General features: G+C 42.4%; 15 protein-coding genes. 9 read left to right on the top strand and 6 right to left on the bottom strand.

Annotation, left to right across the window (positions count from 1 at the left end; translation table 11 throughout):
* The coding region (locus AACR09_RS15785) for a hypothetical protein (RefSeq protein ID WP_228010659.1) at positions 1-7,915 on the bottom strand (7,915 nt) is incomplete at its 3' end.
* 258 nt (positions 7,916-8,173) lie between these two features.
* Here AACR09_RS15785 and AACR09_RS15780 point away from each other — a divergent pair.
* The 3 genes from AACR09_RS15780 to AACR09_RS15770 all read left to right on the top strand — a co-directional run bounded on the left by AACR09_RS15780 (position 8,174) and on the right by AACR09_RS15770 (position 11,691).
* A complete protein-coding gene (locus tag AACR09_RS15780) occupies positions 8,174-9,133 on the top strand; it encodes a peptidoglycan DD-metalloendopeptidase family protein (protein WP_054542357.1) in 960 nt (319 codons plus the stop codon).
* Positions 9,134-9,445: 312 nt separating this feature from the next.
* Positions 9,446-10,381 carry a ribosome biogenesis GTPase YlqF gene (ylqF, locus tag AACR09_RS15775; protein ID WP_004731276.1) on the top strand — a complete coding sequence of 312 codons (936 nt, stop codon included), beginning with the start codon at positions 9,446-9,448 and terminating at the stop codon, positions 10,379-10,381.
* A gap of 284 nt (positions 10,382-10,665) precedes the next feature.
* Entirely contained in the window at positions 10,666-11,691 is a 1,026-nt protein-coding gene (locus AACR09_RS15770; protein ID WP_029406384.1) for a GGDEF domain-containing protein, read from the top strand.
* 169 nt (positions 11,692-11,860) lie between these two features.
* Here AACR09_RS15770 and AACR09_RS15765 read toward each other — a convergent pair whose 3' ends face one another.
* Positions 11,861-12,406, bottom strand: a complete 546-nt coding sequence (locus AACR09_RS15765; protein ID WP_004731280.1) for a GNAT family N-acetyltransferase — start codon at positions 12,404-12,406, stop codon at positions 11,861-11,863.
* 166 nt (positions 12,407-12,572) lie between these two features.
* Between AACR09_RS15765 and AACR09_RS15760 the strand changes: the two genes are divergently transcribed.
* Both AACR09_RS15760 and AACR09_RS15755 read left to right on the top strand, forming a co-directional pair.
* Positions 12,573-13,715 carry an acyl-CoA desaturase gene (locus tag AACR09_RS15760; protein WP_193835363.1) on the top strand — a complete coding sequence of 381 codons (1,143 nt, stop codon included), beginning with the start codon at positions 12,573-12,575 and terminating at the stop codon, positions 13,713-13,715.
* 236 nt (positions 13,716-13,951) lie between these two features.
* On the top strand, positions 13,952-14,242 hold the full coding sequence (locus AACR09_RS15755) for a putative quinol monooxygenase (protein WP_081230494.1): 291 nt from the start codon (positions 13,952-13,954) through the stop codon (positions 14,240-14,242).
* Positions 14,243-14,634: 392 nt separating this feature from the next.
* Here AACR09_RS15755 and manA read toward each other — a convergent pair whose 3' ends face one another.
* The 4 genes from manA to mngA form a co-directional block, all read right to left on the bottom strand.
* Complete coding sequence (gene manA, locus AACR09_RS15750; RefSeq protein ID WP_193835362.1) at positions 14,635-15,822, bottom strand: mannose-6-phosphate isomerase, class I; 1,188 nt, start codon at positions 15,820-15,822, stop codon at positions 14,635-14,637.
* Positions 15,823-15,824: 2 nt separating this feature from the next.
* The gene (locus tag AACR09_RS15745) at positions 15,825-16,991 is read right to left on the bottom strand and encodes a glycerate kinase (RefSeq protein ID WP_193835361.1); all 1,167 of its coding nucleotides are present in this window, start codon (positions 16,989-16,991) and stop codon (positions 15,825-15,827) included.
* 45 nt (positions 16,992-17,036) lie between these two features.
* Positions 17,037-19,676: a mannosylglycerate hydrolase gene (gene mngB / locus AACR09_RS15740; protein WP_193835360.1), complete on the bottom strand. Its 2,640-nt coding sequence runs from the start codon at positions 19,674-19,676 to the stop codon at positions 17,037-17,039.
* A 237-nt stretch (positions 19,677-19,913) separates the two neighbouring features.
* A complete protein-coding gene (mngA, locus tag AACR09_RS15735; protein WP_065605179.1) occupies positions 19,914-21,848 on the bottom strand; it encodes a PTS 2-O-a-mannosyl-D-glycerate transporter subunit IIABC in 1,935 nt (644 codons plus the stop codon).
* 317 nt (positions 21,849-22,165) lie between these two features.
* Here mngA and AACR09_RS15730 point away from each other — a divergent pair, with 317 nt between their 5' ends.
* The 4 genes from AACR09_RS15730 (at position 22,166) to AACR09_RS15715 (ending at position 26,118) form a co-directional block, all read left to right on the top strand.
* Positions 22,166-22,882: a GntR family transcriptional regulator gene (locus AACR09_RS15730; protein WP_004731293.1), complete on the top strand. Its 717-nt coding sequence runs from the start codon at positions 22,166-22,168 to the stop codon at positions 22,880-22,882.
* Between the two features lie 248 nt (positions 22,883-23,130).
* Positions 23,131-24,027: a hypothetical protein gene (locus tag AACR09_RS15725; protein ID WP_193835359.1), complete on the top strand. Its 897-nt coding sequence runs from the start codon at positions 23,131-23,133 to the stop codon at positions 24,025-24,027.
* Between the two features lie 191 nt (positions 24,028-24,218).
* On the top strand, positions 24,219-24,971 hold the full coding sequence (locus tag AACR09_RS15720; RefSeq protein WP_193835384.1) for a DUF481 domain-containing protein: 753 nt from the start codon (positions 24,219-24,221) through the stop codon (positions 24,969-24,971).
* Between the two features lie 235 nt (positions 24,972-25,206).
* Complete coding sequence (locus tag AACR09_RS15715) at positions 25,207-26,118, top strand: 2OG-Fe(II) oxygenase (RefSeq protein ID WP_108122380.1); 912 nt, start codon at positions 25,207-25,209, stop codon at positions 26,116-26,118.
* The last annotated feature ends 55 nt before the right edge of the window (positions 26,119-26,173 follow it).

Here is a 26,173-nt window from a genome sequence, read left to right as displayed (position 1 = left end):
GTTTCGCGGTGCCTGTAAACTGATAGTTTGCTGCCTCGCTCTCGTCCACCTTATCCACATCGGCTATGGTCAATGTTGGCGTGATTGGCAATGTATATGACGTGTTATCCTCGCCCACATTGCCTACTAGGTCTTTATATTGACTCACCACTAGGCCAACACCGAGTTCTGGTACGTCTGGGACATTCACGGTTCCGGTCCAAACTTTCTTATTTTCAGTATCAGCAATCATAGTAATATTGTTCGCGCCTAATGTAGCCTTGGCCTCTTGCAACTCTTTGTCAAACTTAAGCTCAACTTGAACATCCTTACCGATTTCTTGATAAGTAGGATCAAACGTCACTTTGGTCAGCGTTGGCAGAACGCCCTCGACCCCCATAACCAAACTATCCCCTGTTCCGGGGATAGTATTTACGCTTTCGTAACTATTATCACCGACCCGTATGGTTATGTTTTTGTCCTGTTTTTCAGGCGTTATATAATTGACCGACCAAGTTATGTTATCTGTTGTAATCCATGATGCTTGCTTCAGCTCGCCTGTATCATTACCGTCACTTGCTTGAATCTCTACATCTGAAAATTCAAATTGATTTACCTCTTCAGTGAAGGTAAACAAAAGTGGAATTTCGACTCCACCAGCCAAAGGCATTGACGCTGTCGTTGATATTGTTAACTCAGGAATACTTGCAGCTTCAACTTTTGCATTTAGTGACTTCTCGGTCTTGTGTTCAACTAAATCGTCTGCTGTTACCGTTATTAGATAATCGCCAGGAGATAAAAGATAACGTATCAAGTAAGGGTCACCGTCTTTGGTCGGTTCTTCAATTGACTGTGGATTTACCGGGGCATCGGTACCGTTGTCCGCCGTAGAATTAACACTGCTTAGATTTTTATCGAAGACGTATGCTCTTACATCCAAATAGTATTGCCCCTTCTCCGGAATCATCGAATCCTGGCTACTAGTGATACTTGAAATGACCGGAGCTTGGTAATCAACAATGGACGCAATGCCTTTAGAATCGTAAGTCTTATTGAGCACATTAACGTCGGTTATGACTCGCCCGATAGAATCGGTTACGGTTACTTTTTGCCTATACTCAGCTTGAGCATCGATATCAAATGTCATCGTATCTGAAGCTGTTGAAGAGGCTATTTTTCCAGAAAACTTAATTGTGCTACCTGAAGCTGGAACCAAATCTATAGAATAGGAAGCAGCTTTTACATCCTCTCCCTCATCAGAAGTAATGGTGAACGCTTGGCTTTCATTGGTAAAAGCAAGCTTATCCCCTTGTAAACTTGTTATTCCATCAAAAGCCAAATCAATAGTTGGTACCCTAATGTCAATATCAATCGTTTTGTTTTGAGTCCAACCTACATTGTCAGTTGCTTCGACATTGACTCGTATCGAATTCAATCCCTGTAACTCAGTTTTCGGAAGATCAAAATAGAGATGCGAATTGTCGGGAATGTTATCTTTATCGAAGACATGCTTAGGATTGCTTAACGTGTATTTAACGCTTGCAATTCCACTCCCTTCATCCCAAACCGAAAACTGGAATCTAACCAAGTTAGCATCGTCCGGAGATTCATTGAGGGTAACTGTATCGTCAATATTTGGAACGCTATTATCGACCGTTACACGGACTTCATCGCTCTTTGATTCACCCCATACATCAATAATTTGTATTCGCGGCTCAATTTTTTTGCCATCAAGTTTGTCACCTAATGGCGCGGTAAACGTAGAGCAAGAATAGTCATCCTCGCACTTAATGAAAGAAGGGCTAAAGTTCTCTGGGTTATCATTCAAATTATATGACGCACCATCTATAGTTGCGACGACATTTTCAAGATCAGAATTTTCTCCAACCTTCACCTTGAATTTCATTTCAAGGGTCTCACCTCGAATAAAAGTATTTTCAGCAGGGCTCGTAATGGCGATTTCTAAATCGCCTTGGGCTGGAAGCAATAACTCTAACGCATGATCCGAACCCAAGTTTCCGGCGATATCAGACAAGTTCTTAATCGTGTATAAATGCTGCAACGCCCCTGGATAGAGGATATCGGCATACAACGCGGTATACGTACATGTCGTTATACCCAATTTAGAGCTACAACTTTTTGGTTCAAAAGACACATTTAATTGATTTCTTACCAATAACGGTTCGTTACCATCACTAATATCCACACCAGAAAGATTGTCTTTGAAGCTCAATGTTAAGCTCAGAACTTTCTTACCTTCGGCATTCAAACCAACGTCATTGCCAGTAAATTGATATGTGTCTTTTTCAACCGTCGGGGCATCGATATCCATCATATTAAAGCTGAACTTATTAACAGTTTCAGTGCCATTCATTCCGACTGTTTTAGTTATCAAAACCACAGGCGAAACAGACATATTCACATCAGTTGTAACACTACACTTATAATTCTCTTGAGGATTAGTTATAACACCTGAGTAAGGGTTGTTTGAGCTATCTTCCGGTACACCTTCTGATGTGTAATTTTCTCTTACCCAACATTCTAATGTTCTCGCTTTTACCTCACCCACAGGGTCAAATTCAACATTAAGGGTACTTCCCGATATATGACTTTGGAAGTCAGTCGGTTTTGCGATTGACAGAGCTACGCCTTGACGTTGCACATTGATACTTGCTGACTTTGTTTCAGACGGCCTTTCTTGATCTGAGTTATAGCGAACATTATTATATACTTTGAATTTCAGTTGATAGGCTCCGTCTTCCGTTAGATCGGCCTCTGTCAACCTAGCTTCCCATAAGCCGTCTTTCTGAGAAAATGAGATACTGTTGGTTTGTTCACCATATTTATAAGTACCTTCAACTAGCGGGATCCCGCTTTCGTCTTCGGCAGCAATACTGATAATTACAGGTTCACTACGAGTAATTTGTATCTGGCCACCAGCAGAAGAAACTGGTGTGCCACCTTCATATGTGAAAGTAACCGATTTAATCGTGGGCTTTGAGTTTTGAACTTTAACCACATAATCTACGCTTGTCGTATTCCCTCTAATGTCGGAACCACCTAATCTGATTGTGCGAGTCGCACTATCGACATAGTTTTCGCCTCCTAAAGGGATCTTCATTTCATCACCAACTAAGGTGCTTGCATCAGAGGGGTTTTCTTTAAAAGTCCAATACTCTAATGTTTCTTTGTTAACACCCTCTGACGAAGGTGTTCCCCTGTCATTTAAGTCTTGAGCAGAAAGGTTGAATACATAATTACCAAGATAGAAACTTTCCGGATCAAACCCATTTAACTTTAATGATGGACCTTCACGATCTAACAGAATAGTTCTTATTTCCGTTTCAGATTCAAATCCATATTCGTCTACAGCTTTAAGGTACAGATTAGCCTTTTTGTCTTCCCCAATTACGATAGCGTCACTTTGTGTTTCTGTAATTACGAAATCAAAAGGCTGCGTTGGATCTTTGGGGTCAATTGAACGTATTGCAGCCACTTGATCTTGTTGCCAAAGTTCAACTTTAGATACGTCAGAATCGTCAGATACTGACGTAAACTTCACCGTAAAGTTGGTGCCAAGAACATAGCTTTCACCGGAGTTTGTATCTATTACCCACGGGTCAGCAAGTTCAATTACTGGCCCCTTATTGTCGACTAAGAATTCAAATTCACCACTGTGTGTACCCAATGGGAAAGAACTGTCTGTTGCTGTTACGTAGAAAAAGTTTTTCTCATTATATTTAAATGCATCTGCAACTAGTCTCACCTCTACATTAGGCTGAATACCAAAGAGATACGGCTCAGTACTCTCTTCAGGTTCGGTTTCGTACTGTTGTAAAGTGAAACGCCTTCCAGACTCTGGTTTCATTTCGACTTTGACCAAACTTCCCGGGCTTAAACTCCAAGTAATATCAGGAACCCAACTTGAGTTACCACCCAGATGGTTAGCAATTTTAGACCCGTTGACTACCGGACCTTTTGAATCAAGTAATACACTAAATTGAGGAGCATTGGTCGTCTGACGGTTAACTATATTAGACAAATTGTCTTCAGCACTCACATATACAGTCCAATTACCATCTTTTGGACTAAGAATATTATCTTCTGCGCTACATTTGTCTCCAGAGCATAGTTTCACCTTAAAATATTTTTCTTCATTACTTGAAAAACGGTTCGGAGTATAACTATTGCTTTCTCCTGTGGCCGCGTTATAGAAAGTTAGGCCGCGCTTATCCAACTTATCCCCTACAGGATCATCAATTGTAAAAGTGAGTTCTTGGTTATAATTGGTGTTCAGGTAGACGCCCTCTTCGACCGGGTTATCGTCACCACCGATCGGGGGAGTGTAAGTGACCAAAGGATAATCATTATCGATATATAAGGTTTCTATATGGGGATCTTCCCCATTGTAACCATAGCTATTTCCATGCTCGTCCATTGCACTCGTTATAAGCTCAAACTTGTCAATACCTGTGAGATTTGACGACTCAGTATCAAGGGTAAATAGATACTCTTTTTTATAACTATCACCACCTGACTCTCGAATATTCAGGTCAATTGGAGTTCCCGTATTCGGTTCAGTTTTTTCATACCACATAGTAACAAATGATGGCTGACTGCCTTCTTCTACTACAATGCCAGATGGATCTTCCAAAAGAATCTGCGAATTTAAAACACCAGCAACGTAACGTTTATTTCCAACCCATGTTTCTCGGCCATTTTCGATACTTAGCGAAGGTTTAGGCGGTGATTTATCAATACTTTCGACATCACCGTCTATGATCTGTTCGCCATCTAGGCTTGGGTTAGCCATTGATATCTGATCGGCGTATCGCTGAGCTAGGTTAGCTGCAACACCATACTTTTCAGTCATAATGTTATAGTACGATTGCGCTAAGTCATTACGGTAAGACGTTGAGCTAAATTCATATGAATCTAGAACTATTTTTTTACCCCCACTACCAATACCGTTAGCTTGGCCATCGTACTGCAAGTCATCATAAATAGCGGAAGCAAAATCAACAGAGTTACTTAGTAGCATATTGTTTACTTGGGTAATGTCGTAAATCGCTTCTACTAAAAACCTATGAATGTAATTATTTGGCAGTTTTTCCGGAATAGCACCTTTCAACATTTCATTCGTCGCATACGAAACGATCGTTGGGTCGAAACCAAAGAATGAGTCACTTCCACCAGCGAGAGCATATTCTACGTCGTCTAAAATTCGTGCGGCATTCTCAGGGGTCTTGTTTCCAGCTTCAACTTGATTCCATTGAGAGTCAAACAGTCCGGTCTGGTATGTTGCTAGCTCGGTAATATAAAAAGTTTTAGAACCATTTAGTTTGAAGTAAGCTCCTATATTCGCGCTATTTAAGTTCACTTGTTCTGATTGTGTACCCGGATCACTTTCCCACTTGTAGTAATGCGGTTGTGTATTACCATCAATACCGATTAGCCGCACTCGCATAAAGTCGTAGTTAACTACATCGGTTGTTGTTTCACACCCAGCAACATCTAGTGCTTTATTTGTTCCATCACTTTCTAAGTGTTGAATAGTGGTACATCTTCCTAACGAGGTAAACTCCCCCTTCGAGTTTAACCCCTCCAGTTGCACACTAGCCCCGATAAATGGAGTAACAATCGTCATTGTCGGTAAGTCGAAACTACTACGAAAATATACCTCTTGCTCAGCACTTTCATTTTCAGACTCGTCAATAGTTTGAATCACCAGTTTTTGACTGCTGTTCTCGGATGTAGAATCGAAGTTGTCACCAAGTATCTCTTTTACAAAAGGAACATAATAGATGACCTCATTTACGTGCCCTTCAGTATCAGAGATAGTTTCGTGGGGTATTTTAGCGGCAGAGGCTACGGTATCGGTCACCTTCTGAAGCGCGTAGTTGTTATCATTATTTGGGCTTACTAAATACTTAACAACTAGCTTAAGTTTGTCGGCACTAGATCCTAACCCCGTATCTCCATTGCCATCTGAAACTCTGACACGAACATATGGAATTTTGTTATCTTTGAGGTGGTTGACATTAAAGTCACTGAAATCAACACCTGGAATTGAGCTTAAAATCCCCTTACTCGCGTAAATGTAATCAATCTTCAAATAATCACGAGTGGATTGAACCGTTTCTGATGTGTAGGTATCTTGCGTATAAACATCTTCTTTAGATACTCGCTCCCCATCAACACTAACGTTGATATAATTCATTGGAGCATTCTTTGGATAGCTAATTACTTGCTCCGGAGCTTGATCATCCTTAGTTACTGTATGTGGCTCTATTCCTACATTCCCTTGCGTATCTGTCGCCGTAATTTCAAATGAAGTTGTTGATGATGAAAAGTCCGCTGCAGGATAGCTCTCTTCGAAGCTACAAGCGCTACCAAACTCAGCGTTCATCGGCTTACATTCTAAATTTTTAGGTAGTTCTCCATTGATTCTTACCGTCGTTGATTCGATATTTTGATAATCTTCTTTTATAATTCCTCTAAGAAAATAGTTATCATCTTTACCATTGAAAGTATCTTCTGAAGTTACCTCAATTACTGGTGCATTGTTGTCCCATTCAAAGTTTATATACTGGCCAACATCTCGCCCTTGAACTAATTCGTTGCCTAAGACATCAGTCGTATAAAAAACCAAACGTGCCGCAGTGACATTTGAGAGTCCCACTTCTACCGCGTCAATGGCTTTTGTGTCTACACTTACTTTAATACTTGTTTCTCTAAGACCAGATTCAAAGCCGTCGAACTCCAAGAAACAAAACTCACTATCCGAAGTTTGTTCATCGTCACACTGACTCTCGAGAGACCAGACACCGTCCAGTTGGTATTCAAGGTACGCTGAAACACCTTGAACACCAATTTCATCATTGAGCTTAATATCCACTTTATCGAGACCTGCCAATACATCACTGTCTGTTCTAGACACTGTAGGCGCTTCGGTATCAATTTCGGTTTCATCGCGAGGAGGGATCACACCGCCAGTACCGCTATTGGTGCCTTGGTCATTAATCTTACGGCTAAACTCAACATAGTCGTCTGCGTCTGTTCCTGAAATATTTAAGTTAGGATCATTGACGACAATTAGAACATGCTGTGCCAAATCGTTAGTGTAAATATCACTAGAGACTTTTTGTTGACCGAAGGTCAAAGGGGTTACCCCTCCCGACACAGTACTTATTTCCAGCCCATCAAGAAGACCATCGGCAATGACATCTCGATATTGGATATCAGCCAAATGCATCGATGTGTAAATATTACTCTGAGTATCACCGTATTTTTGAATTAGGTCGTACGAATAAGAAGAATAAGCGGTCAATAAAGCACCATATTGGTGACCGGATGTAGCAAAACTACTTTGACCACCTTTAGTAATGTCTATCGGAGTAGTTTCATTGACATCGAAACCATACATATCGTTAATGCTATTTAGTGATTCCGATATAGCAGTAGAGTCTGACACTCCCCTGCCTACTTTGTATTGAGTTAAGCCTGAAACGATGTTCGTCAAAGGGGTCAGCATTAAGTTTTGATCACGCCCTTCTTTGTAATTGAGCATAGCTTCTAAACGCAGTGTTTTGCCGTTACTGACAGACACTGTATTTTTCGTTAAGGGATCGGTATAACTGCCTTCTTTAGCTACGATAAAAAGTGGCATTGATGAAGATTCAAATTCAACCTTGTAGTCACCAAAAGCATCGGAAGTCGTACTTGCTAACTTCCTACCTAGGTTTCCATCCTTGTATTCAAACACCTCAATTTTCGCACCGCTCACAGGAGCGTCAAAAACGTTACCTGAGATGCTTCCGGTATTCCTTGCTGGCGGGGTGTTATCACCTCCACCTTCCCCACCGCCACATGCGCTTAAGATAAGCGACGTAACAATAAGACCTAATGTTGATTTCAGCGTATTTTTAGTGAACATAGTATTCTGGCAGAGTATATTTTGCCGCGATTATATTATCGTCTAAAATTTTCTCAACATGACATAATAACTACTTGCAAAGTACAGTTTAGCTAAATCAAAAGGTGAAAGGTTTGTTTTTTATCACTCTAGAAACACACCCTATGCCTTTAGCCAGTCATTAAGAAGGAATGAACTAAAATAACATGCAAAAAAAACAAATAAATATTATGATCTAATTCTTATTTTTATCCATTAACCGAATTTTATTGATGATTTATGTATTTGAAAATAAATAGCCATTTAAGTCGCCGCACCCTTTCCTTTGGCCTTTTGATGGTTTTTTTGATCGTTTCAACAGCCATATCGCTAAGCTACAACCATTCAAATACTGATAAAAAACAGGCACCTAAAATAGCTGAGCCCAAAAGCATTCATATTCCAACCCCAGCTCCGACATCTGAAATGGTTTCAGGGGTTGTGAAATACTCTTTTGTCAGTTCCATACTATCCTCTGGTTTGACGAACAATGAATTAAAATCACTATTGAGTCTATTAGGTGATAATTTTGACATTATTAAATCAGTTAACAACGGTGATAAGTTTTCAATAAAAACCCAACATGATGGTACAAACACAGAATATGTCAGTGCTTTTTACTATTTAGGCAGTGATATAGAATTTTTTGCTATGAGAGGGGCGGATGATAATATCTATAACGAAAATGGATATAAAATAAATAATGACTATGTATTCCCTCTTCCTAAGCATTATCGAGTAAGTTCATCATTCGATTTAAACAGGAAACACCCTATAACGAATCGAATTGCACCTCATTTTGGAACGGATTACGCGACACCTATTGGCACAGAGATTCATTCGTTGTCCGACGGTGTCGTTTTGAAGTCTCGATATAACCGTTTCGCAGGTAACTACCTAACCATAAAACACACTGATGGAAACTATGCGCGCTACCTTCATCTTTCAGAAAGACATGTCTTAGCTGGGGAATACATCACTAAAGGTCAGATAATCGGTCTTACTGGGAATTCAGGCCGAACAACTGGACCTCACTTGCATTTAGAGCTTTCGGTTGCTGGAGTACCGGTTAACTTCGAACAATATATCAACGCAGACAAAAGCTACAACGACCAATTTATATACATCGCTCAAGCAGAGCGTAAACAGCTAATAAAAAGCCTAGCTCAATCGGTACAATCAAGCCAACCTCCAACATAGTGCTTTTCGGAGTAACATTTGATTTTATCTTTGAGGCAAACCAAGCAAATACTCGCATTATTTGTCTCCGAATAGGCGACTCAAATAACGCGTTCTCTCACTAGTCAACCTAAACTTTTTTAAGCTTAATCAGAGAGTTAGAAATATGATCACTGCACTCTAAATTGTAACTTAGTAGTCAATTTCAATTGAACTCCCAAGAATCTTTGCGCAAATGTCTTTTTCTGTAGTTCTTCTAGGCGATATAGCGCTTTACACGCCCTAGCGAACCCTTACAATGTGCAGCAAATATATTTATCAAGGTTTATCTCTATGTCTATTCAATGGTTTCCGGGTCACATGCATAAAGCCCGCAAAGAAATCGAAGAAGTTATCCCACAGGTTGATGTGATCATCGAAGTACTGGACGCTCGTATCCCGTTCAGTAGTGAAAACCCAATGATCTCTTCACTGCGCGGCGATAAGCCTTGTGTAAAAGTGTTGAACAAGCGCGACCTTGCCGATCCTGAGCTTACTGAACGTTGGATTGAACACTTCGAGAAAGAGCAAGGCGTTAAAGCTATTGCCATTACCACCAGCGTAAAAGAAGAAGTTAACCACGTGATGGAGCTAGTACGTAAACTGGCACCGCACCGTGAGCAAATGGGCAAGAACATTCGAACAATGATTATGGGTATCCCTAACGTGGGTAAATCGACCATTATCAACTGCTTGGCTGGACGTACGATTGCGGTAACGGGTAACCAACCTGCGGTAACTCGTCGCCAACAACGTATCAACCTGCAAAACGGTGTGATCCTTTCAGATACTCCTGGGATCCTTTGGCCTAAAGTAGAAAACCCACACAGCGGCTTCCGTTTAGCTGCGACTGGTGCGGTAAAAGATACAGCAATGGAATACGACGAAGTGGCATTCTACACAGTAGAATACCTAGCAAAGCAGTACCCTCACCTACTGCAGGAACGCTACCAAATTGAAGAACTGCCAGAGTCTGACATCGAATTGATGGAAGCGATTGGTCGTAAGCGTGGTGCACTTCGTGCAGGTGGTCATATAGACATTCACAAATGTTCGGAAATCCTTCTTCATGAACTTCGCAGTGGTACTTTAGGTAAAGTAACGCTAGAACTACCAGAGATGATCACCAAAGAGTTGGTTGAAGTAGAAGAAGCGGCTGCACTGAAAGCTGAGCAACAGATTAAGAAGAAAGAAGAACGTCGTAAGCGTTACTTAAAGAACAAGCGCTAATCGCTATTAGTTTTTGTTAATCTCCATTAGTTTCTGTTAACCACTCTTACACCAGCCTCTAAGATATTCACGTTCTACCGATAATAGAGCGTGAATATTGCCTTGTACCGTTTGTTGATCTAGCTAACATACTGACAAATCTATAGAAATGGTCATTTACAATCCCAAAGACTGTGACATACTACGCAAATTATTGTGTATTCATTTCGGCTAGTTTCTCAATGCGCTCTTATTCTGGGTTCAAGAATCAAAGATTTAAAACCTATTTCGATAATGAAATTTATTTGCCGTACATAAATTTCATCTACATCCCGATCTCAATATTCTGTGCTTTCATTGTTACCGACTACATTCACTTTGGTACAGAGTGTGTAACACCTATCATTTTCCGAGTCTTACTTTTTCTATTGATGATGGCTGTCGCCAGATACTGCATTACAAATAAACCCAACGTTTTAGAACTCATAGAAAGTACCTTCCTTGTAATTAGCTCGCTTTTCTTGGTCTATGTAGGCCGACTCGCTATCGAACTGAGTAATTTCGATTACCAAGGTGGCATCATTCTCGTCATGATCTACATCGGAACCTTTTCAAGACTGTCTGTTAAATACAGCATCTCTACGCTATCATTTATCTTTTTGGCTTATCTCATTGGCCTTGCCCCTCAGCTTTATGAAGCAGAGCCTAGTCACGAAATAGAAACCATTTCCGTATACGCTTCAGCTTATATTCTTATTGCAGCTTCTTGTTTAAGACGAGATTTCGAAGTGCATAAACGCTTCACTCAATCCGAACAGCTTCGTAAACAAGCAATACAACTCCGCAAGCAATCTAATATGTTTGAAGCCCTTTCTTATCAAGATGCGCTAACGGGTTGCTACAACCGCCTTTATCTTCATCAGGTGATCGAACCAAGCATAGACCGTCAGTTATCCATTACATCGATCATGATAGATATTGATCATTTCAAATCGATTAACGACACCTACGGCCACCAAATGGGTGATATGGTGATCAAAGAACTGGCCGATGAGATTCAAAAAAGGCTACCAACCAGCAGTAACTGCTTTCGATACGGCGGTGAAGAGTTTTTGGTGATGGTCCAAGGAGAAACTGAGGCTTCAATTGAATCGCTAGTTAACTCCCTATTAGAATCTCCTTCTCTCCTTCGGTTAGAAGTAACGATTTCAATCGGTGTGAAACATGCGTTACAGGCTCTCGGCTCTGTCGAACAACTTATCGACGATGCCGATCAAGCACTCTACATTTCGAAGAAGAGCGGTAGAAATAAGATCACATGGAGTGATTAATCGCCCAGCATTTCACGCGCCCTAGCGATTCATTATAACGACCATTAATCCAATCAAAAAAGCCCCGAACAATTGAATGCTCGGGGCTTTTGTCTTTGTTCTTGTGCTTTAAAATAGCTTAGTTAAGAACCTGCTACTCAGCAAACAACCAGTACTCAACAAGAATCTACTAAGAATACACAACGCTCGCTGTTTTCTGTTCAAGTTCAACGGGAGAGCTCCAAGAAATCACTTTTTCATTCACTTGGCTGCCACATGGTGCGTTCCAAACTTGCTCTAGTTCTTCTTTGCCACCAATCGCCTGATAAAAAGCAATCGCTTGGTGGTTCTCAGACATCACCTCTAGGTAAAGCCCCGAATCAGAATAGTATTGCTGCAACCACTTTGACAATTCAGACAATAGACGCTTGCCAACACCACGACCGTGGTAATTATTGTCTACGTGTAACGCATCAATGAACGTACCACGTTCAAAGTTGTGATTACCAAACGCGCAGACGAAACCAACCAGTAAACCGCCTTCTTCAAGCAATAAAACATGTTGGTTGAAAGGAGGATTAATCAAACGAGTCTGCCAAATAACAGATCTGTCCTCCAAAACATCATTTTCTAGGTAATCATCAGCAAGAATGCCACGGTAATATAGCTTCCAGCTATCCGCGTGTAATTGGGCAATCCGCTCATAATCTTTATATTCAGCTACCTTAATTTCCATTTATTAGCCCTTAGTACTTCCATTTATTACTTGCTACTACATTTCACACTACCTTTATACAATATTTAAGCAAAACATACTAATACACGTTTACACTTTCAATATTGACTTACACGTGTACGCTGATATTCTAGCGAACAGATGTAAGCTCAATGGAAATTTACTAATGAATAGTGCCGATAAACCATCAACAAAAAAGCCACCACTAATCTGGCTCAATATTTTTGTTTTCTCTTTTAGCATGCTGCTTGCTGTTGTCGCGGCTCCCGTTTATGGCTACTTTTTTGGCTATGGTATGGAGCACTGGATATGGCTAGCGATCTGTTTTACGTTCTGTAACCTTTCTATCACGACGGGTTATCACCGCTTATGGTCGCACAAAGCATTTGAAGCGCATTCAAGCCTAAGATTTCTATTTGCATTAGGTGGCGCATTTGCTCTACAAAACAGCGCACTACACTGGTCTTCTGATCACCGTGTGCACCACAAACATGTCGATAACAACGACAAAGACCCATACTCAGCAAAGCGTGGCTTTTGGTATTCGCACATAGGCTGGATGATTCGTAATTACAACACTGCAATGTACACAGATTACGAAAATTGTCGCGACCTAAAAAAAGATAAGATTGTTATGTGGCAGCACAAGCATTACGTTTTATTAGCATTACTTATGAACTTCGGTGTTCCAATCGCATTAGGTGTAATTTACGGTGACGTGCTTGGCATGCTGTTAATTGTGGGTGCAGTTCGTTTGGTCCTCAACCACCACACCACATTCTTCATTAACTCTCTTGCTCACATCTGGGGTAGCCAACCTTTTACCGACAAAAATACAGCGCGTGACAACGGTGTGCTAGCGGTACTCACTTTTGGCGAAGGCTACCACAACTTCCACCACATCTTTGAGAACGACTACCGTAACGGCATCTACTGGTGGCAATACGATCCAACGAAATGGTTGATTAAGAGTGCTTCATTGATGGGCCTAGCAAGTAAGCTTAAGAAAACACCCCAAGCTCGTATTGAAAAGGCCGAAGCAACAATGTTACTGAAACGCACTCAGCAGAAAATCATGCACCGTGCCGACAAACAGCAAATCGCAGACAAGCTTCAACAAGAGTTCGATGCTCTAGTATCAAACATGAACGAATACTACGAAGTCAAAAAACAGCTACTTGAAAGTAAACGTGAAGACGTTGTGAAAAAGTACGAACACTCTGTTCTTAAAGTTCGCTACCAACAAATCAAAATGAATTTTGAACAACAGAAGAAAAATTGGGCGATGACAGTAGAGCAGTACGCTTAAGGTAAAGCAATACGCTTAACACCCCAATAACAACACTGTTTGATTCTTGTTCTCAAGCCCTCATATTGCTATGAGGGCTTTTTAATGAGCGCAACCGATTACCACAAGCTTTAAGCTCTCAAATTTGAATTGTGGATGCCAAGAACCATAGTTATTGGATTTCAGAACTCTTTCTTCAATCTGAATTTATACTTATATTACGTGAACTTATCGAGTTTAAAGTCGAGGAATTGAAAATGAGCAAACTGACTATTATTGCAACGATCGTCTCTAAAGAAGACAAAACTGAGCTTGTAAAAGCTGAGATGATTAAATTGATCGATAAAACCCGTGTTGAAGATGGCTGTATTAACTACGATCTGCACCAGGATAACAGTAACCCTGCTCACTTCGTTTTTCATGAGAACTGGGAGTCTGAAGCCCATCTAGAGAAACACTTAGCGAGCCAACACATCGCCGAGTACATGGCTGCGACTGAAAACTGTATTGAAACCTTTGTGCTTAACAAAATGACGCATATCGCTTAACCAGCCACTCAGAACTGATTCAATAAAAACCCTGCTCTGATCGCAGGGTTTTTCGTTTCTACAAGCTTATATCTGCTCATTCTAATAATGAAAAAACCCGCCAGAGTAGCGGGTATGGTCAATAATCATGACTGTCAAAGACAGATAGATAATACCAATCGTAGTAAATAACTGTCAGCCTAGCTGGTTCAAAAACTTGATAACTGCGTTAGAATTTTTGATTGTAGAATAACTACTTATCGAAAAATTCTGCCTTGTTCTCAAGTCTTTTTCCTGCGCTATTTCTGATCACTTACTTACTGTGATTGGTATAACAACCATCAATCCAATATTGAGTACCACTTTACAGTGGCACTCTGACATTTCTTTTGCTGATCGCTAGCACGGGGGCACTAGTTAAAAGCACGAGCCAAAATGCCATTCCCTTGATATTGGTAAACACTTGAATTACTACTTACAAAGACCGATTCTCCGGGTTTAAGAGAAACTGACCGTCCTTCTGAAGTGACGGTCGCCTCTCCTTCCACACAGAACAAGATCTCCGCGCTACGTAAATACTGTGACTTGCTCTCATCAGTCGCAGACAAGATATCAAAGCCAAAGTCATCCACTGGAATCGGATAGCTCATCTTGCCCTCTTTCAATACAGGCTTAAGGCGAATATCTTCTGGCTTAATCGGCTCAAAGATCGTGTTATCGATAAGCTCAGGAACGTCTATGTATTTGGGTGTAAGACCGGCGCGCAGCACATTGTCTGAGTTTGCCATGATCTCCAAACCTGTGCCTTGAACATAAGCGTGAGGTGTTTCTGCGAACAGGAACATCGCTTCACCGGGCGCCAGTTCAACCGTGTTGAGCATCAATGGGGCAAACAAACCAATATCACCCGGATAATGCTGTTTGAATTCAATGCTGTATTGCAGAGCTTCACGCCCCATGACCGTTTTAGCTGGTCGCGCATGTGCAGCATAAAGCTCATTAAGCGCAGAGGCTTTGCGCTCTCCCTCAAGAGACATAATTGCGCTAAAGAAAGACTTCAGAGAATCACTGTCGGCATTGGCTTTAAGTACATTAAGCTCAATCGCTAACGAAGGGATATCCGCTTCTTCGAACAAGGCTATAATATCGCCGATTGGACGAAAGCCATTCATCGCTTTGTAGAAGGTCAACGCATAAACCAACTCAGGCTTGTGGTTTGGATCTTTGTAATTACGATTTGACGCATTCAAAGGGATACCAAGTGCATTCTCTCGCTCAAAACCTAATTCAGATTTACGCTTATTCGGATGAACCTGAATCGACAACGGTGTTTCAGCTGCTAACACCTTAAATAAGAAAGGTAGCTCACCGAAACGTGCCGCCGTGTACCCACCTAAGACATCGATCCTATTTTCATCAATCATGTGAGAAAGCGGCTCACCAGTATCGCCTACTTTGGAGCAACCATTAGGATGAGCACCCATCCAAATTTCTGCTTGAGGTTCTTGGTTTGGGTTCACAATACCAAACAGTTGGTTAATGGAGTCATTGCTTCCCCATGCGTAGTTTTGAATAACGTTGTCGAGTTTAAATAGAGACATAATTACTTCTCATTAAAAATCTGGCTGCCAAGCTTGAGCGTGGCGGCGATATTACGGGCAGTACGAGTCAGGTTTTGATTCGCTTCTAATAAAACTTGGTCTAAAGACTGAGGTGAACGTACAGTTCCAAATAAGCTAGACATTGAACCGTAAAGCTTTTCAACGTCTTGCCCCAAAGAGCCCGCAATTCCAATGGTTGGAATACTCAGCTTTTGAGCTCTCTGAGCGATACCGAAAGGTGTTTTACCTTGCAGGGTTTGGTTGTCCATCTGCCCCTCTCCGGTCACGACCAGTGAAGCACCTTCAAGAACCTTATCTGCATCCAAGGCATCTAATACCATCTCAATACCCGCTTTAATTTGAATATTGAATGCAAGACTTAACCCCAGTGGTGTACCACCAGCCGCACCAAAACCAGCTGTGTCACGATGATTAGTACCCGTATGTGCTTGAGCGATATCGGCAAAGTGACCGATCGCAATATCAAGTTGTTCAACTTGAGCTTTCGATGCTCCCTTCTGTGGGCCAAACACAGCACTTGCTCCGCTTTCACCACACAGAGGATTATTTACATCACACGCGACCACGAACGTGACTTCTTTGCATCTAGGGTGCAGTCCATCAAGATCGATGCTTGCTAACTGGCTTAACTCGGCGCCGCCACCAGATAGCTCGTTGCCTTGCTTGTCTAATAACTTGCCTCCCAATGCTTGTAAAATTCCTGCACCTGCATCGTTGGTTGCGCTACCGCCCAAGCCGATAATGATTTGTTCAACGCCTTGATCTAAAGCATCTTTAATCAATAGCCCTGTGCCAAACGAAGATGCAGTTAAAGGTGATCTTTCTTCTACCGTTAATCGGTCTAAGCCCGACGCTTGAGCAAATTCCAACAAGGCAGTTTTCACCTTAATTCCATCAAAAGTCTGCTCTAACGACGCCCAGTAAGCTGTGCATTCACGTCCGATTGGGTCCATCGTTTGCAACCGTTGTTTCTTACCATTGAGCGCCTCTAGCAACACGTCTACCGTGCCTTCACCACCATCAGCGAGTGGCATTTTTACAAACTCTGCATGAGGGAAAACGTCAGCAAATCCACGCTCAATACAAGACGCAACTTGATTAGCGTCGAGTGATTCTTTAAATGAATCAGGGGCAATTACAATTTTCATTGTCGTTCACCATTCCCGCCCACCAAGGTGAGCGGGTAACTAAAATTAGAATTTAATTTGGAATGTTTTTGCTTGGCAAGATGCCAACTGGCCGAAGGTTTCTGTTGCTACATCACCTTCACGAACGCGCTCGTCCATGCTTGTCTCTTTCCAACTTGAAACGGTTTGAGTGAAGGAGATTGAATCTGACACTGAACCCGTTTCTGCTGGGTTGTAGACACGCATGATCAACGCATCTTCGTCTTCCGCTTTCTTAAGTACGCTTAGTACCGCACCTGCTTGTTGCTTCGATAGCAAGCTGAAGCTCATTGGTAGGTTTTGCTCGCCCACATTCAGCTTCATCGCGTTGTAAGGGATCTTGTTGTAGCATTCGATTTGAGTGACATTGTCACGTGCTTGCGCCATGATGTTCGCGTCAATATAGTTGCCAGAGAAGCCACACAGCGTGAATTCACACACTAACTTACCGCGTACTTGTGAATCTGGTGTCGGGATCTTGATGCCTGATGGACGGCCCGGACGAAGCAATAGCTCTTCTTTACCTAACACGCCGATACCGCGGAATAGTGTCAGTGCGAAGGTATCTCGGTTTTCGTCACCTTGAGATGCAATCACTTCAAATTCACGCAGACCATTCGACATAATCGCCATACCCGCTTTGCCGTTTTCTAACGCTGCAAAGTTCATTAACTGATACACAGGAACTGGTGCTTCTTTCCACTTTTCTTCTTCCCAAACCGCCATTGCTGGGTCATTGGTTGGTCGAGTAATACAACCGAACTGGTTATCTGCAACCACAGTTTCAGAAACAAATGGCGTTGGTACTAACACACGTACACGGTGGTCGTCGGCTTGATTGTCTAGTTCCATGCGTACTTCAATGCGGCGAGAACCTTGCTTCAATACCACTTGGCATTGCGCTTCAACAAAACCGTTTTGACCCGTGCGTTCTTCACGCTCTGCAAGGTTTGCAGGTACGTTCATTCGGAAAGCGATGTTCGCGACCGATTGGAAGCCTTGGTGGTCAATCGATGTTTCGACTGGGAACTCGTCTGAGTACAGTAACCATTCTTGACGAGATGGAGAGTAATCGTATTCATCGCCGTCATCAGAGCCGTCTTCTAAACGAAGGACTTGGTCGAATACTTGTTCTGTCTCTTTATCGAAAATGGTCAGAGTACCGTTGTCGTTCACATTGATTCGGTAGTACTCGTTTTCTAATAGGTAGTCTTTTTGCTCAGCAACTTTTACAGCGCCCTTCTCGTTACCTTGGATGTGTAACGTGGTGAAGCCCATTGCTGGAACACTACGTTTGATTTGAATATCAAACTCCATGAACGGGTCGTAGTTACCGTAGTGAACGATTTGGCGGTCTACTTTACCCGGGTCAATTTGGCGCTTGTCTTGGATGAAGTACTCAACTGGGTTTTCGTTTTCATCAAAGATTGAGAATTCTTGAGCACGGATAGTAATGGTTGTGTTCACCACTTCTTCACGCTCGTACGGAGAAAGGTTGAACATTGCTAGTTTGTCGCAACCTTCGCGATCCGGCATGTGGTCAACAATCTTACGCTTGTAGAAATGAATCAGGTTGGTCGCCATGTCGTCCGCAAGGATGTAACGGTTTAGGATTTCAGCGTGAACCTTGTCAGAACAACAGCAGCCAATCGAGTCGTGAGCGTGGTTCTTCATGCTCTCTTTCCACATTTTCTCAATCAAGCCGTGGTGGTATTCGAAGCCTAATGTCCAAGCGATAGACGCTAGCGGCTCTAAGATATTTACAATCTTGTTTTCGATTTCAGCGTGGATCAGTTTGATGTCCATACGCGTAGACGAAATAGTACGGTGAACACGCATGTATTTTCCGTCGTTGAATTCGCCTTTGATTGTATCGAGTTGGTCGCGTGCTGCTTCTACTTTTTCGAATACTTCTTCAAAGCGGCTCATTGAGAATTCGCGATCTGGGTAGATTTCGCGAAGTTTGTCCATTACTTCAAAGATGTCTTTTTGAATCGGCATTTGGTCATGGCCATTCGGCAGCAAAATGTCTTTCGTTACCGATGGCTTTTCTAGCACTGGGAAGTACTTATCTAAACGAGCACGCAAGCCTTCTTCGTCTTGTGGAAGGTATTTGCCAATTGCGTAACCTAGCGGAAGCACTTGTGCCGTAACTTCACTGCCGTCGTTTGATTGCCATAAGAATTCTGTTTTATTCGTGCCATGACGCTCTGAACAACCACGCCAAAACATTGCACGCGTGATGTCGAAACCGTTATAGATCATCGGCAGTTGAGAACTCATGCTGAATGAATCTGGTAGGTAACCAATCTTCATTGCGTCGCCAAATTTCATACAGTCACGAATGCCATACATCATGTTACGTACAATTGACTCACCAGAAACTTGCATTGTGTCGGTTTGAGAATACCAAGGGCCAATAATAAGCTTGCCCGCTTCAACCAATGCTTTTACGCGTTCTGTGTTCTCTGGTTTGATCGCAAAGTAGTCTTCTAGAACAGCGGTTTGACCATCTAGAACGTAGTATTTGTATTCTGGATCACTCTCCAGACGGTTCATGATTTCTTCCATGTTGTTCACTAGAAGAATACGAGACTCTTCTGTTGTGAAATACCATTCACGATCCCAGTGCATGTGTGGAGTAATATGTACGCGTGATGTAGTCATAATCATTTACCTAAATGTGTCGCTTCAAGTAAATCTAAAATTCGAACTCAAATACGACTAAATTAAAGTTTTTCAAGGGGTTAAAATTGGCTGCCACTAAATTTAGGGTGCAGAAAACCACGCCCAGAATCTGTGTGAATAAAACCGTTAGGAGCACAGGTATTTAGGACAGCCAAGTTGTTCGTTATTTTTTATATGGTGTTTTAATTGCGAGTTAGAAGTTAGCTCAAAATTTAGTTAGTTCTGTGTTGCAGTACTTGCTTCAAACTTACCCTTTTTTACAGCATGACCACGCCACATCAGAAGAGTAACAGTTGAAATCACTGTGCCGACAATCGCAGCACCGAACCAGATTGCAGCAGCAGAGAATGCGCCCAAACCTGAATCGTGTAACAAGAAGATAGAGAAGATACCTGCGCCCGGAGTCGATAGACCAATACCTGCCGCGCCAACCATCGCACCTGTAACCACTGATCCTAGTAAGAATGAGCCGATTACACGGATTGGATCTTCAATCGCCATTGGGATTGCACCTTCGGTAATACCCGCTAGGCCAAGTAGCCATGTAGATTTACCGGTTTCAATCTCAAAGTCTTTAAATAGGCGTGGAGCAATCATGGTTGAAGCCGTTACGGTGAACGCTGATACCATTTTTACTGAACCAAAGATTGCGTATGGGCCATAAACACCGTTCGCCATTGCACCTAAACAGAATGCGTAAGCGGCTTTGTTTACCGGACCACCCAAGTCGAATGATACAAACAGACCAAGAATCGCACCCAATAACAGCGCATTGGTGCCTGACATACCGTTCAACCAGTCCGTTAGACCTTGGTTTAGGAACGCTACAGGTTTACCGATAACAAATAGCATCAAGCTACCTGCCACCAACGTACCGATCACCGGATAAAGGTAGAAAGTAAGGAAGCCGTTAAACGCAGGGCCTAAGCGAACATGCTCTTTTACCCAACGCATCACGTAACCAGCAATCAAACCACCAACAACACCGCCTAGGAAACCAGAGCCAATGATGTTTGCTGCAATACCTGCGGCAAAACCAGGACCAAGTGCCGGTTTATCTGCTAATGAGTAAGCAGTGTAAGCCGCCAGTACTGGCACCATCAATGTACCCAGTAGGCCGCCACCTAGTTTGCGATACATCCATAGCCAAGAATCTTTTGTTGCGTAGAGCTCTTGCAGGTCAAAAATTTGCGCGATAAGAACAGCAACCGCAAGAACAGTACCACCAGCAACGATAAGAGGAACCGCGTAAGAAATACCAGAAAGCAGTGCTTGTTTAAGCTCAGTTTTCAGTGGCAGTTTCTTCGGTTTGTCATCAGTAGCAACTTTACGCTCTGCACCGTTGCCTTTTTTCGACTCTTCAATTGCTTCATTTAGAATGCGTTCACCGTGTTTAATCGGTTCTGCAACTGGGGTTTCAACACGAGGAATGCCATTAAAGCGCTCAGATTCTTTAATCGCAACTTCAGCAGCAAACACACACGCTACAGCATTATTAAGTTGTTCCGCAGTTAAGCGATCTTCAATACCGTTTGCGCCTTGTTTTTCAACATGCACATTATAGCCAAGCTTTTTGCCCGCCTTTTCAAGATATTCTGCCGCCATATAGGTATGAGCAATGCCTGCAGGGCAAGCAGTAACACATACAATTGTCGGTGCATTTGTATCTAAGTTGTCTTGTTTTTCTTCTTGTTGATTGTCGCCATCAAGAAGCACAAAGATTTCTTCAGCCGTTGTCGCTTTTAATACCGCTTCGCGAACATCGTCGTCAACCAATGTAGTTGTCAATGCAGTGAGCAGATGCATGTGGGTAGAACCCGCTTCTGCATTTGGAATCGCAATTAGGAAGATAAGATTTACATCTTCGTCTTCATCCAAGCCTTTCCATTTCATGTCTTCTTTAAGCGTTGCTACAGCGAAGCCAGCTTCTTTAACCGCGTCAGTCTTGCCATGCGGTACTGCTAGGCCTTCGCCAAGCGCTGTCGGGCCTTGCTCTTCACGAGCAAATACTGCATCAAGATACTCTTGCTTGTTATGCAGTTTGCCTTGCTGATCCAGTTGGTCAGCAAGTGCGTAAATCGCTTCTTCTCGACTGCTAAACGTAGTTTGCAGATTTACGAGCGACTTATTCGTTAGAGTAGTAAGTTTCATAACCTTTGTCCCATAGTCACGGATTAGTACGACAGTCGTCCCTGTCGACGAGAAGAATAATACAACTTCAAGACATTTAATCCGTGATCACGATCTCACCAATACATATTTGTATTTAATTTGTATTTAAATCGTATTGGAAAATCCTTTAAGAAAGCTTGTTATGTATCGTTTAATTTGTATTATATGTACTACAAAACGCCGATACGACGCTCACACTAACCTTTAAAGCAAGGCTTATATAGAGCAAATTTACGTATTTAAGGTACAGGTTGTTAATCAAAGTCTAGTTGTTCTAGCGCACAAATGAGGCAAAAATGGCAAGACTCCCTATGTATCGCCAAATCGCCGATGCAATAAGAGAAAAGATCAGTTCTGGTGAATATAAAGTTGGAGAAGCACTCCCAACGGAAGCGCAATTGCGTGAAGTATTCTCGGTAAGTCGTGTAACGGTTAGACAGGCGCTGAAACTACTGATCGAAAACGATGAGCTGGAAAGCGTTCAAGGTAGCGGTACTTACGTCAAAGAGAACAAGATCAATTACGACATCTACAAACAGTCGAGCTTTCAAGAAAAGTGGGCGCATTTGGATGTGGTTACACACAGTGACGTTCTGGCCTTCGAAATGAAGCCGTGTTCTTTGGCGATGTCTGAACATTTAGATATCAAAGAAGGCGAATTGGTTTTCTACGTAAAACGTGTTCGTTTCATAGACAACAATCCAATCACGGTTGAAGAAACTTGGTTACCTGTTGCCCTATTCCCAGATCTCACCTATCAAGTGATGCAGACATCAAAGTACGACTTTATTGAGAACACCAAAGGCATGGTGATTGATAGAAGTGAGCAAGAATTGGTGCCGATTCTTCCGCCTGAAGATGTTGCGAAACAGCTAGGTATTGACCCAGCTCAGCCTATCATTGAAAAACGTACTCGCGGTTACCTCGCCAATAACACGGTGTTTGAATACAGCCGTAACTACTTCACGTCTAACGATTACCGATTTACTTTGGTTGCAAGACGCCAGAGATAATACCCATCAGCGAGTTTCTATAATAGCAAATTGACCAGCACAGAGAGCGCCTTGTTCTCTGTGTCTCTGTGTTTCTGTGTTTCTGTGTTGTTATTTTAATCATAAACCTAGCTTTCTCCCCAAAATATTCCTAAACCAATATCAAGTAACCTCACGAAAGATCATTCACGTTCATTTAAATACTGTTCGCGCGCTTTGAACATAAACTAAGCACCAAATGACAAGAACAACAGTCGACAGGAATGTAGATGAATACCAAACAACTTGAGGACGCGGTAAGCGAAGTGAGCTTATTCAATCAGCACCTCCACTTAATCCAATCCGTGCATACCATTCCGACCCCAAAAATGAATTGGGAGTCGATTGCGATGGAACCTGCGCCGGCAATGCCAACGGTCCGATTCGATCATAAAGTCAAAGCCATGGAAGCACTCGATGAGTACAAGCCTAACTGGCTAGATATGTTGCTGGGCAGCAAGTCGAAGTTGTACACCCTCACCAACAATATTGAGCGTGCGGCCGAAAAAGACATCGAACAATACAAAACTGAGTTTATAAGTTGGGTTCAACACTACAGCTACTGGGCCAAAGATAATCAGTTGTCGAAAGGCATTTTAAACAACGACAGTGGCGCCAAACTTTCTGCCCTTTCAGAAGCGCAACAGAACCCTGTAAACGCAGCCGTAGTCGACACCAAGCTGATAAACCATAACTTTAATACCTATAAGAATGGGCACCTGTTAGAAGTCAATATTCAGGTTAATAAGCACAACGTGATCCCAAAAGAGAAAAAGGTATTGTGCCAAGGTGAAGTCAAGCTTGAAACGATGCCTCTTTCTGAAAGCAACACCTTATATCGTGAGTATGTGTGTAGCTGTATTCTTAAATGCGCGCAAGATGCTTTCAACGTCTTGCCTGAGACGAGCGTCTTAATTAATGTTGAACAGGTTCTAGCTGACTATTCGAGTGAGACCATTGTTTCATGCCATGTCGAACAGGGATTACTCGAGTTCCTATTAATCGAAGATGATAAACCCTCTGAGATACTTGAATTCATTGTGCATATTGAAGATTTCAACCCTCATAGAGGCAACGGGTTTTCTGCGATTAAAACCATCTTCTCGCCTTTGCCTATCGCGTCTTAAATCAATCCAATTTTCGATTCAATCATTGACTACTATTCACGGCTAACCTTACGTTCGTCGTGTTAAATCACTTTATAAACCAAACCATTATGTCGACACACACTATCTCACAAACAACTCGCCCATTAACAAGCACAGTTTCATACACACGTTCCCTAGCAAAGCTACCTATAGCTCTAATCGCTATCTCTATGCCCGTATTTGCCGAAGAAGTTGATGAAATGGTACTCGAAGGCGACGTCGTATTAAGCGAAGGTTCTGAGTTAAAAGAAGAAGCTGAAGAATCTCCTTTTACAACCCTGACTAAGCTTGGGTTTATCTACTCGCAAAACACCAGCTCATCTTTGTCGATCAACTCTGGAATCTCTGTTGGATACAAAAAAGAGAACTGGGGGCAGCGAGTTCAGTTCGACACCTACTATACCGATGCTGAAAATGATGAAGATGGTACTAATCGTTATACCACCAACTATGGCATTAGCTATGACCTGAACGAAGTCACCTATTTGGTCGCCACAACACGTTTTGAACACGACCACTTTGGTACTTATCGTAAGCAATTCATAACGGCTACAGGACTGGGTCGCCACTTTTATGATACTGAAAGAATCAAACTCCAAGGATCTGCCGGTCCGGGTTACCGAATCAGTAAGCGACAGTCTTCTGATGAAGAGTTTCCAAACAAAGAGAACTATGAACTGATCGTCAATGCCAATATTGATGGCTCTCTGACCCTAACAGAAACGTTTTCTATTGGGGCAACGGCTAACATGGCTTACGGTGAAGAGAATACCAACTACAACCTAAAGGGCTATTTGAAGAACATTCTGATGGGCAATTTGGCACTCACGTTTGATACAGAATACATCTACAACACCACTGTCGCATCAGACCAAAGTAACGCCGAAATCTACAGCTCAATGAATCTAAACTACGATTTCTAAATAACACTTCCCCCATCGAACATGCAAAAGGATTTGCATGATCGTCTAAGCTTCTCCATCACTCCGCAATTTGTTCATCATTAACTATTCCTGCCGCTTATTTACTTAAGCAGAACCGTTAAGCCACTATCTGATTATATAGAAAAAGTTAATTCTGTTTTGCCCAGTGTCCCGTTTATCTACAAACCTTGGTGTAATAGATTGGTCGCAAGCAAACAAAAGGAGCGAACACATTATGTTATCTAATCAACTAGAGCGCGCACGCGCCATCGATTTACCGACAAGAGAAGCGATGCTTCAACGAGCTCCTTCTGTACAACAGTTTTGGGACAACAATAAGGGCTTGTTCAGCGAAGCTTGGAAAGAATGGGAAGCAAGTGCGGAAGGCAGCCAATTGGATTTCGATGATTCGCTGTTAGATGCCCGCCTGCGTGAAGCTGTCAGAGAAGCTTGGCAAAATCCAACGAAAGAAATCGCGGTAAAAGATTTGCTCGAAGAGATTTCTCCTGGAGTATTTAAGTTCCAGTTCTTTGATGCTGAACGTCTCGCTGAGTTGCGTGATTACTTGGAAGCGGTCTCTAACGCTCAAATTCCGCTGCGCCCACCATATGGCATAGTACTTAACCGCGGTGGAGCAATGTTAGACAGTCGATCTGAAGGTTATTTAGCAGCGCCAAGTTTCCAAGCGTTTTACCGTAATTTGCTCGACAGTTACATGCGCCCTATCGCCCGTTTATTGTTCCCAGAAATCATGGGCTACGATACACAAACTTTTGGATTCTCAATTCAGTATCAAGCGAACAAAGATACGTCTTTGCGCCTTCATACTGATGCGTCTTCTGTCACGCTCAACATTAACGTAAATATGCCAGATGAAGAGTTTTCAGGGTCAGAACTTAACTTTTATGACCCTACTACGGGTAAGATGAACCAAACAACATTCACGCCCGGTGTCGCTATGATTCATCGAGGAAACGTTGCCCATGCGGCGCTGCCGATAACAAGTGGTGAACGTTCAAACTTGGTATTGTGGTTGTATGGCGACCGTGGACAAATACCACACCACAATTCAGCACTAGAGCCTGTAGATGCGCATCAACGTTGGACGGTACCAACCGTGGTACATGACAGTTTTGCACCGTTCTAGACTGTTTTGTACCGTTCTAGGCAATTGAGAGAATAAATACAAACGCGCCCACCAT

Origin of the sequence: Vibrio sp. OPT20 (genome assembly GCF_963889365.1) — a bacterium.
Taxonomy (GTDB): domain Bacteria; phylum Pseudomonadota; class Gammaproteobacteria; order Enterobacterales; family Vibrionaceae; genus Vibrio; species Vibrio splendidus.
Note: the sequence above shows the minus strand (reverse complement) of the source record. Positions and strands in the feature narration are given on the sequence as shown.

Excerpts from the sequence above, each read along its gene's own strand:
- AACR09_RS15780 (WP_054542357.1), top strand. The coding sequence starts at position 8,174 with ATGTATTTGAAAATAAATAGCCATTTAAGTCGCCGCACCCTTTCCTTT.
- ylqF (WP_004731276.1), top strand. The coding sequence starts at position 9,446 with ATGTCTATTCAATGGTTTCCGGGTCACATGCATAAAGCCCGCAAAGAA.
- AACR09_RS15765 (WP_004731280.1), bottom strand. The coding sequence starts at position 12,406 with ATGGAAATTAAGGTAGCTGAATATAAAGATTATGAGCGGATTGCCCAA.
- AACR09_RS15760 (WP_193835363.1), top strand. The coding sequence starts at position 12,573 with ATGAATAGTGCCGATAAACCATCAACAAAAAAGCCACCACTAATCTGG.
- AACR09_RS15755 (WP_081230494.1), top strand. The coding sequence starts at position 13,952 with ATGAGCAAACTGACTATTATTGCAACGATCGTCTCTAAAGAAGACAAA.
- manA (WP_193835362.1), bottom strand. The coding sequence starts at position 15,822 with ATGTCTCTATTTAAACTCGACAACGTTATTCAAAACTACGCATGGGGA.
- AACR09_RS15745 (WP_193835361.1), bottom strand. The coding sequence starts at position 16,991 with ATGAAAATTGTAATTGCCCCTGATTCATTTAAAGAATCACTCGACGCT.
- mngB (WP_193835360.1), bottom strand. The coding sequence starts at position 19,676 with ATGACTACATCACGCGTACATATTACTCCACACATGCACTGGGATCGT.
- mngA (WP_065605179.1), bottom strand. The coding sequence starts at position 21,848 with ATGAAACTTACTACTCTAACGAATAAGTCGCTCGTAAATCTGCAAACT.
- AACR09_RS15730 (WP_004731293.1), top strand. The coding sequence starts at position 22,166 with ATGGCAAGACTCCCTATGTATCGCCAAATCGCCGATGCAATAAGAGAA.
- AACR09_RS15725 (WP_193835359.1), top strand. The coding sequence starts at position 23,131 with ATGAATACCAAACAACTTGAGGACGCGGTAAGCGAAGTGAGCTTATTC.
- AACR09_RS15720 (WP_193835384.1), top strand. The coding sequence starts at position 24,219 with ATGCCCGTATTTGCCGAAGAAGTTGATGAAATGGTACTCGAAGGCGAC.
- AACR09_RS15715 (WP_108122380.1), top strand. The coding sequence starts at position 25,207 with ATGTTATCTAATCAACTAGAGCGCGCACGCGCCATCGATTTACCGACA.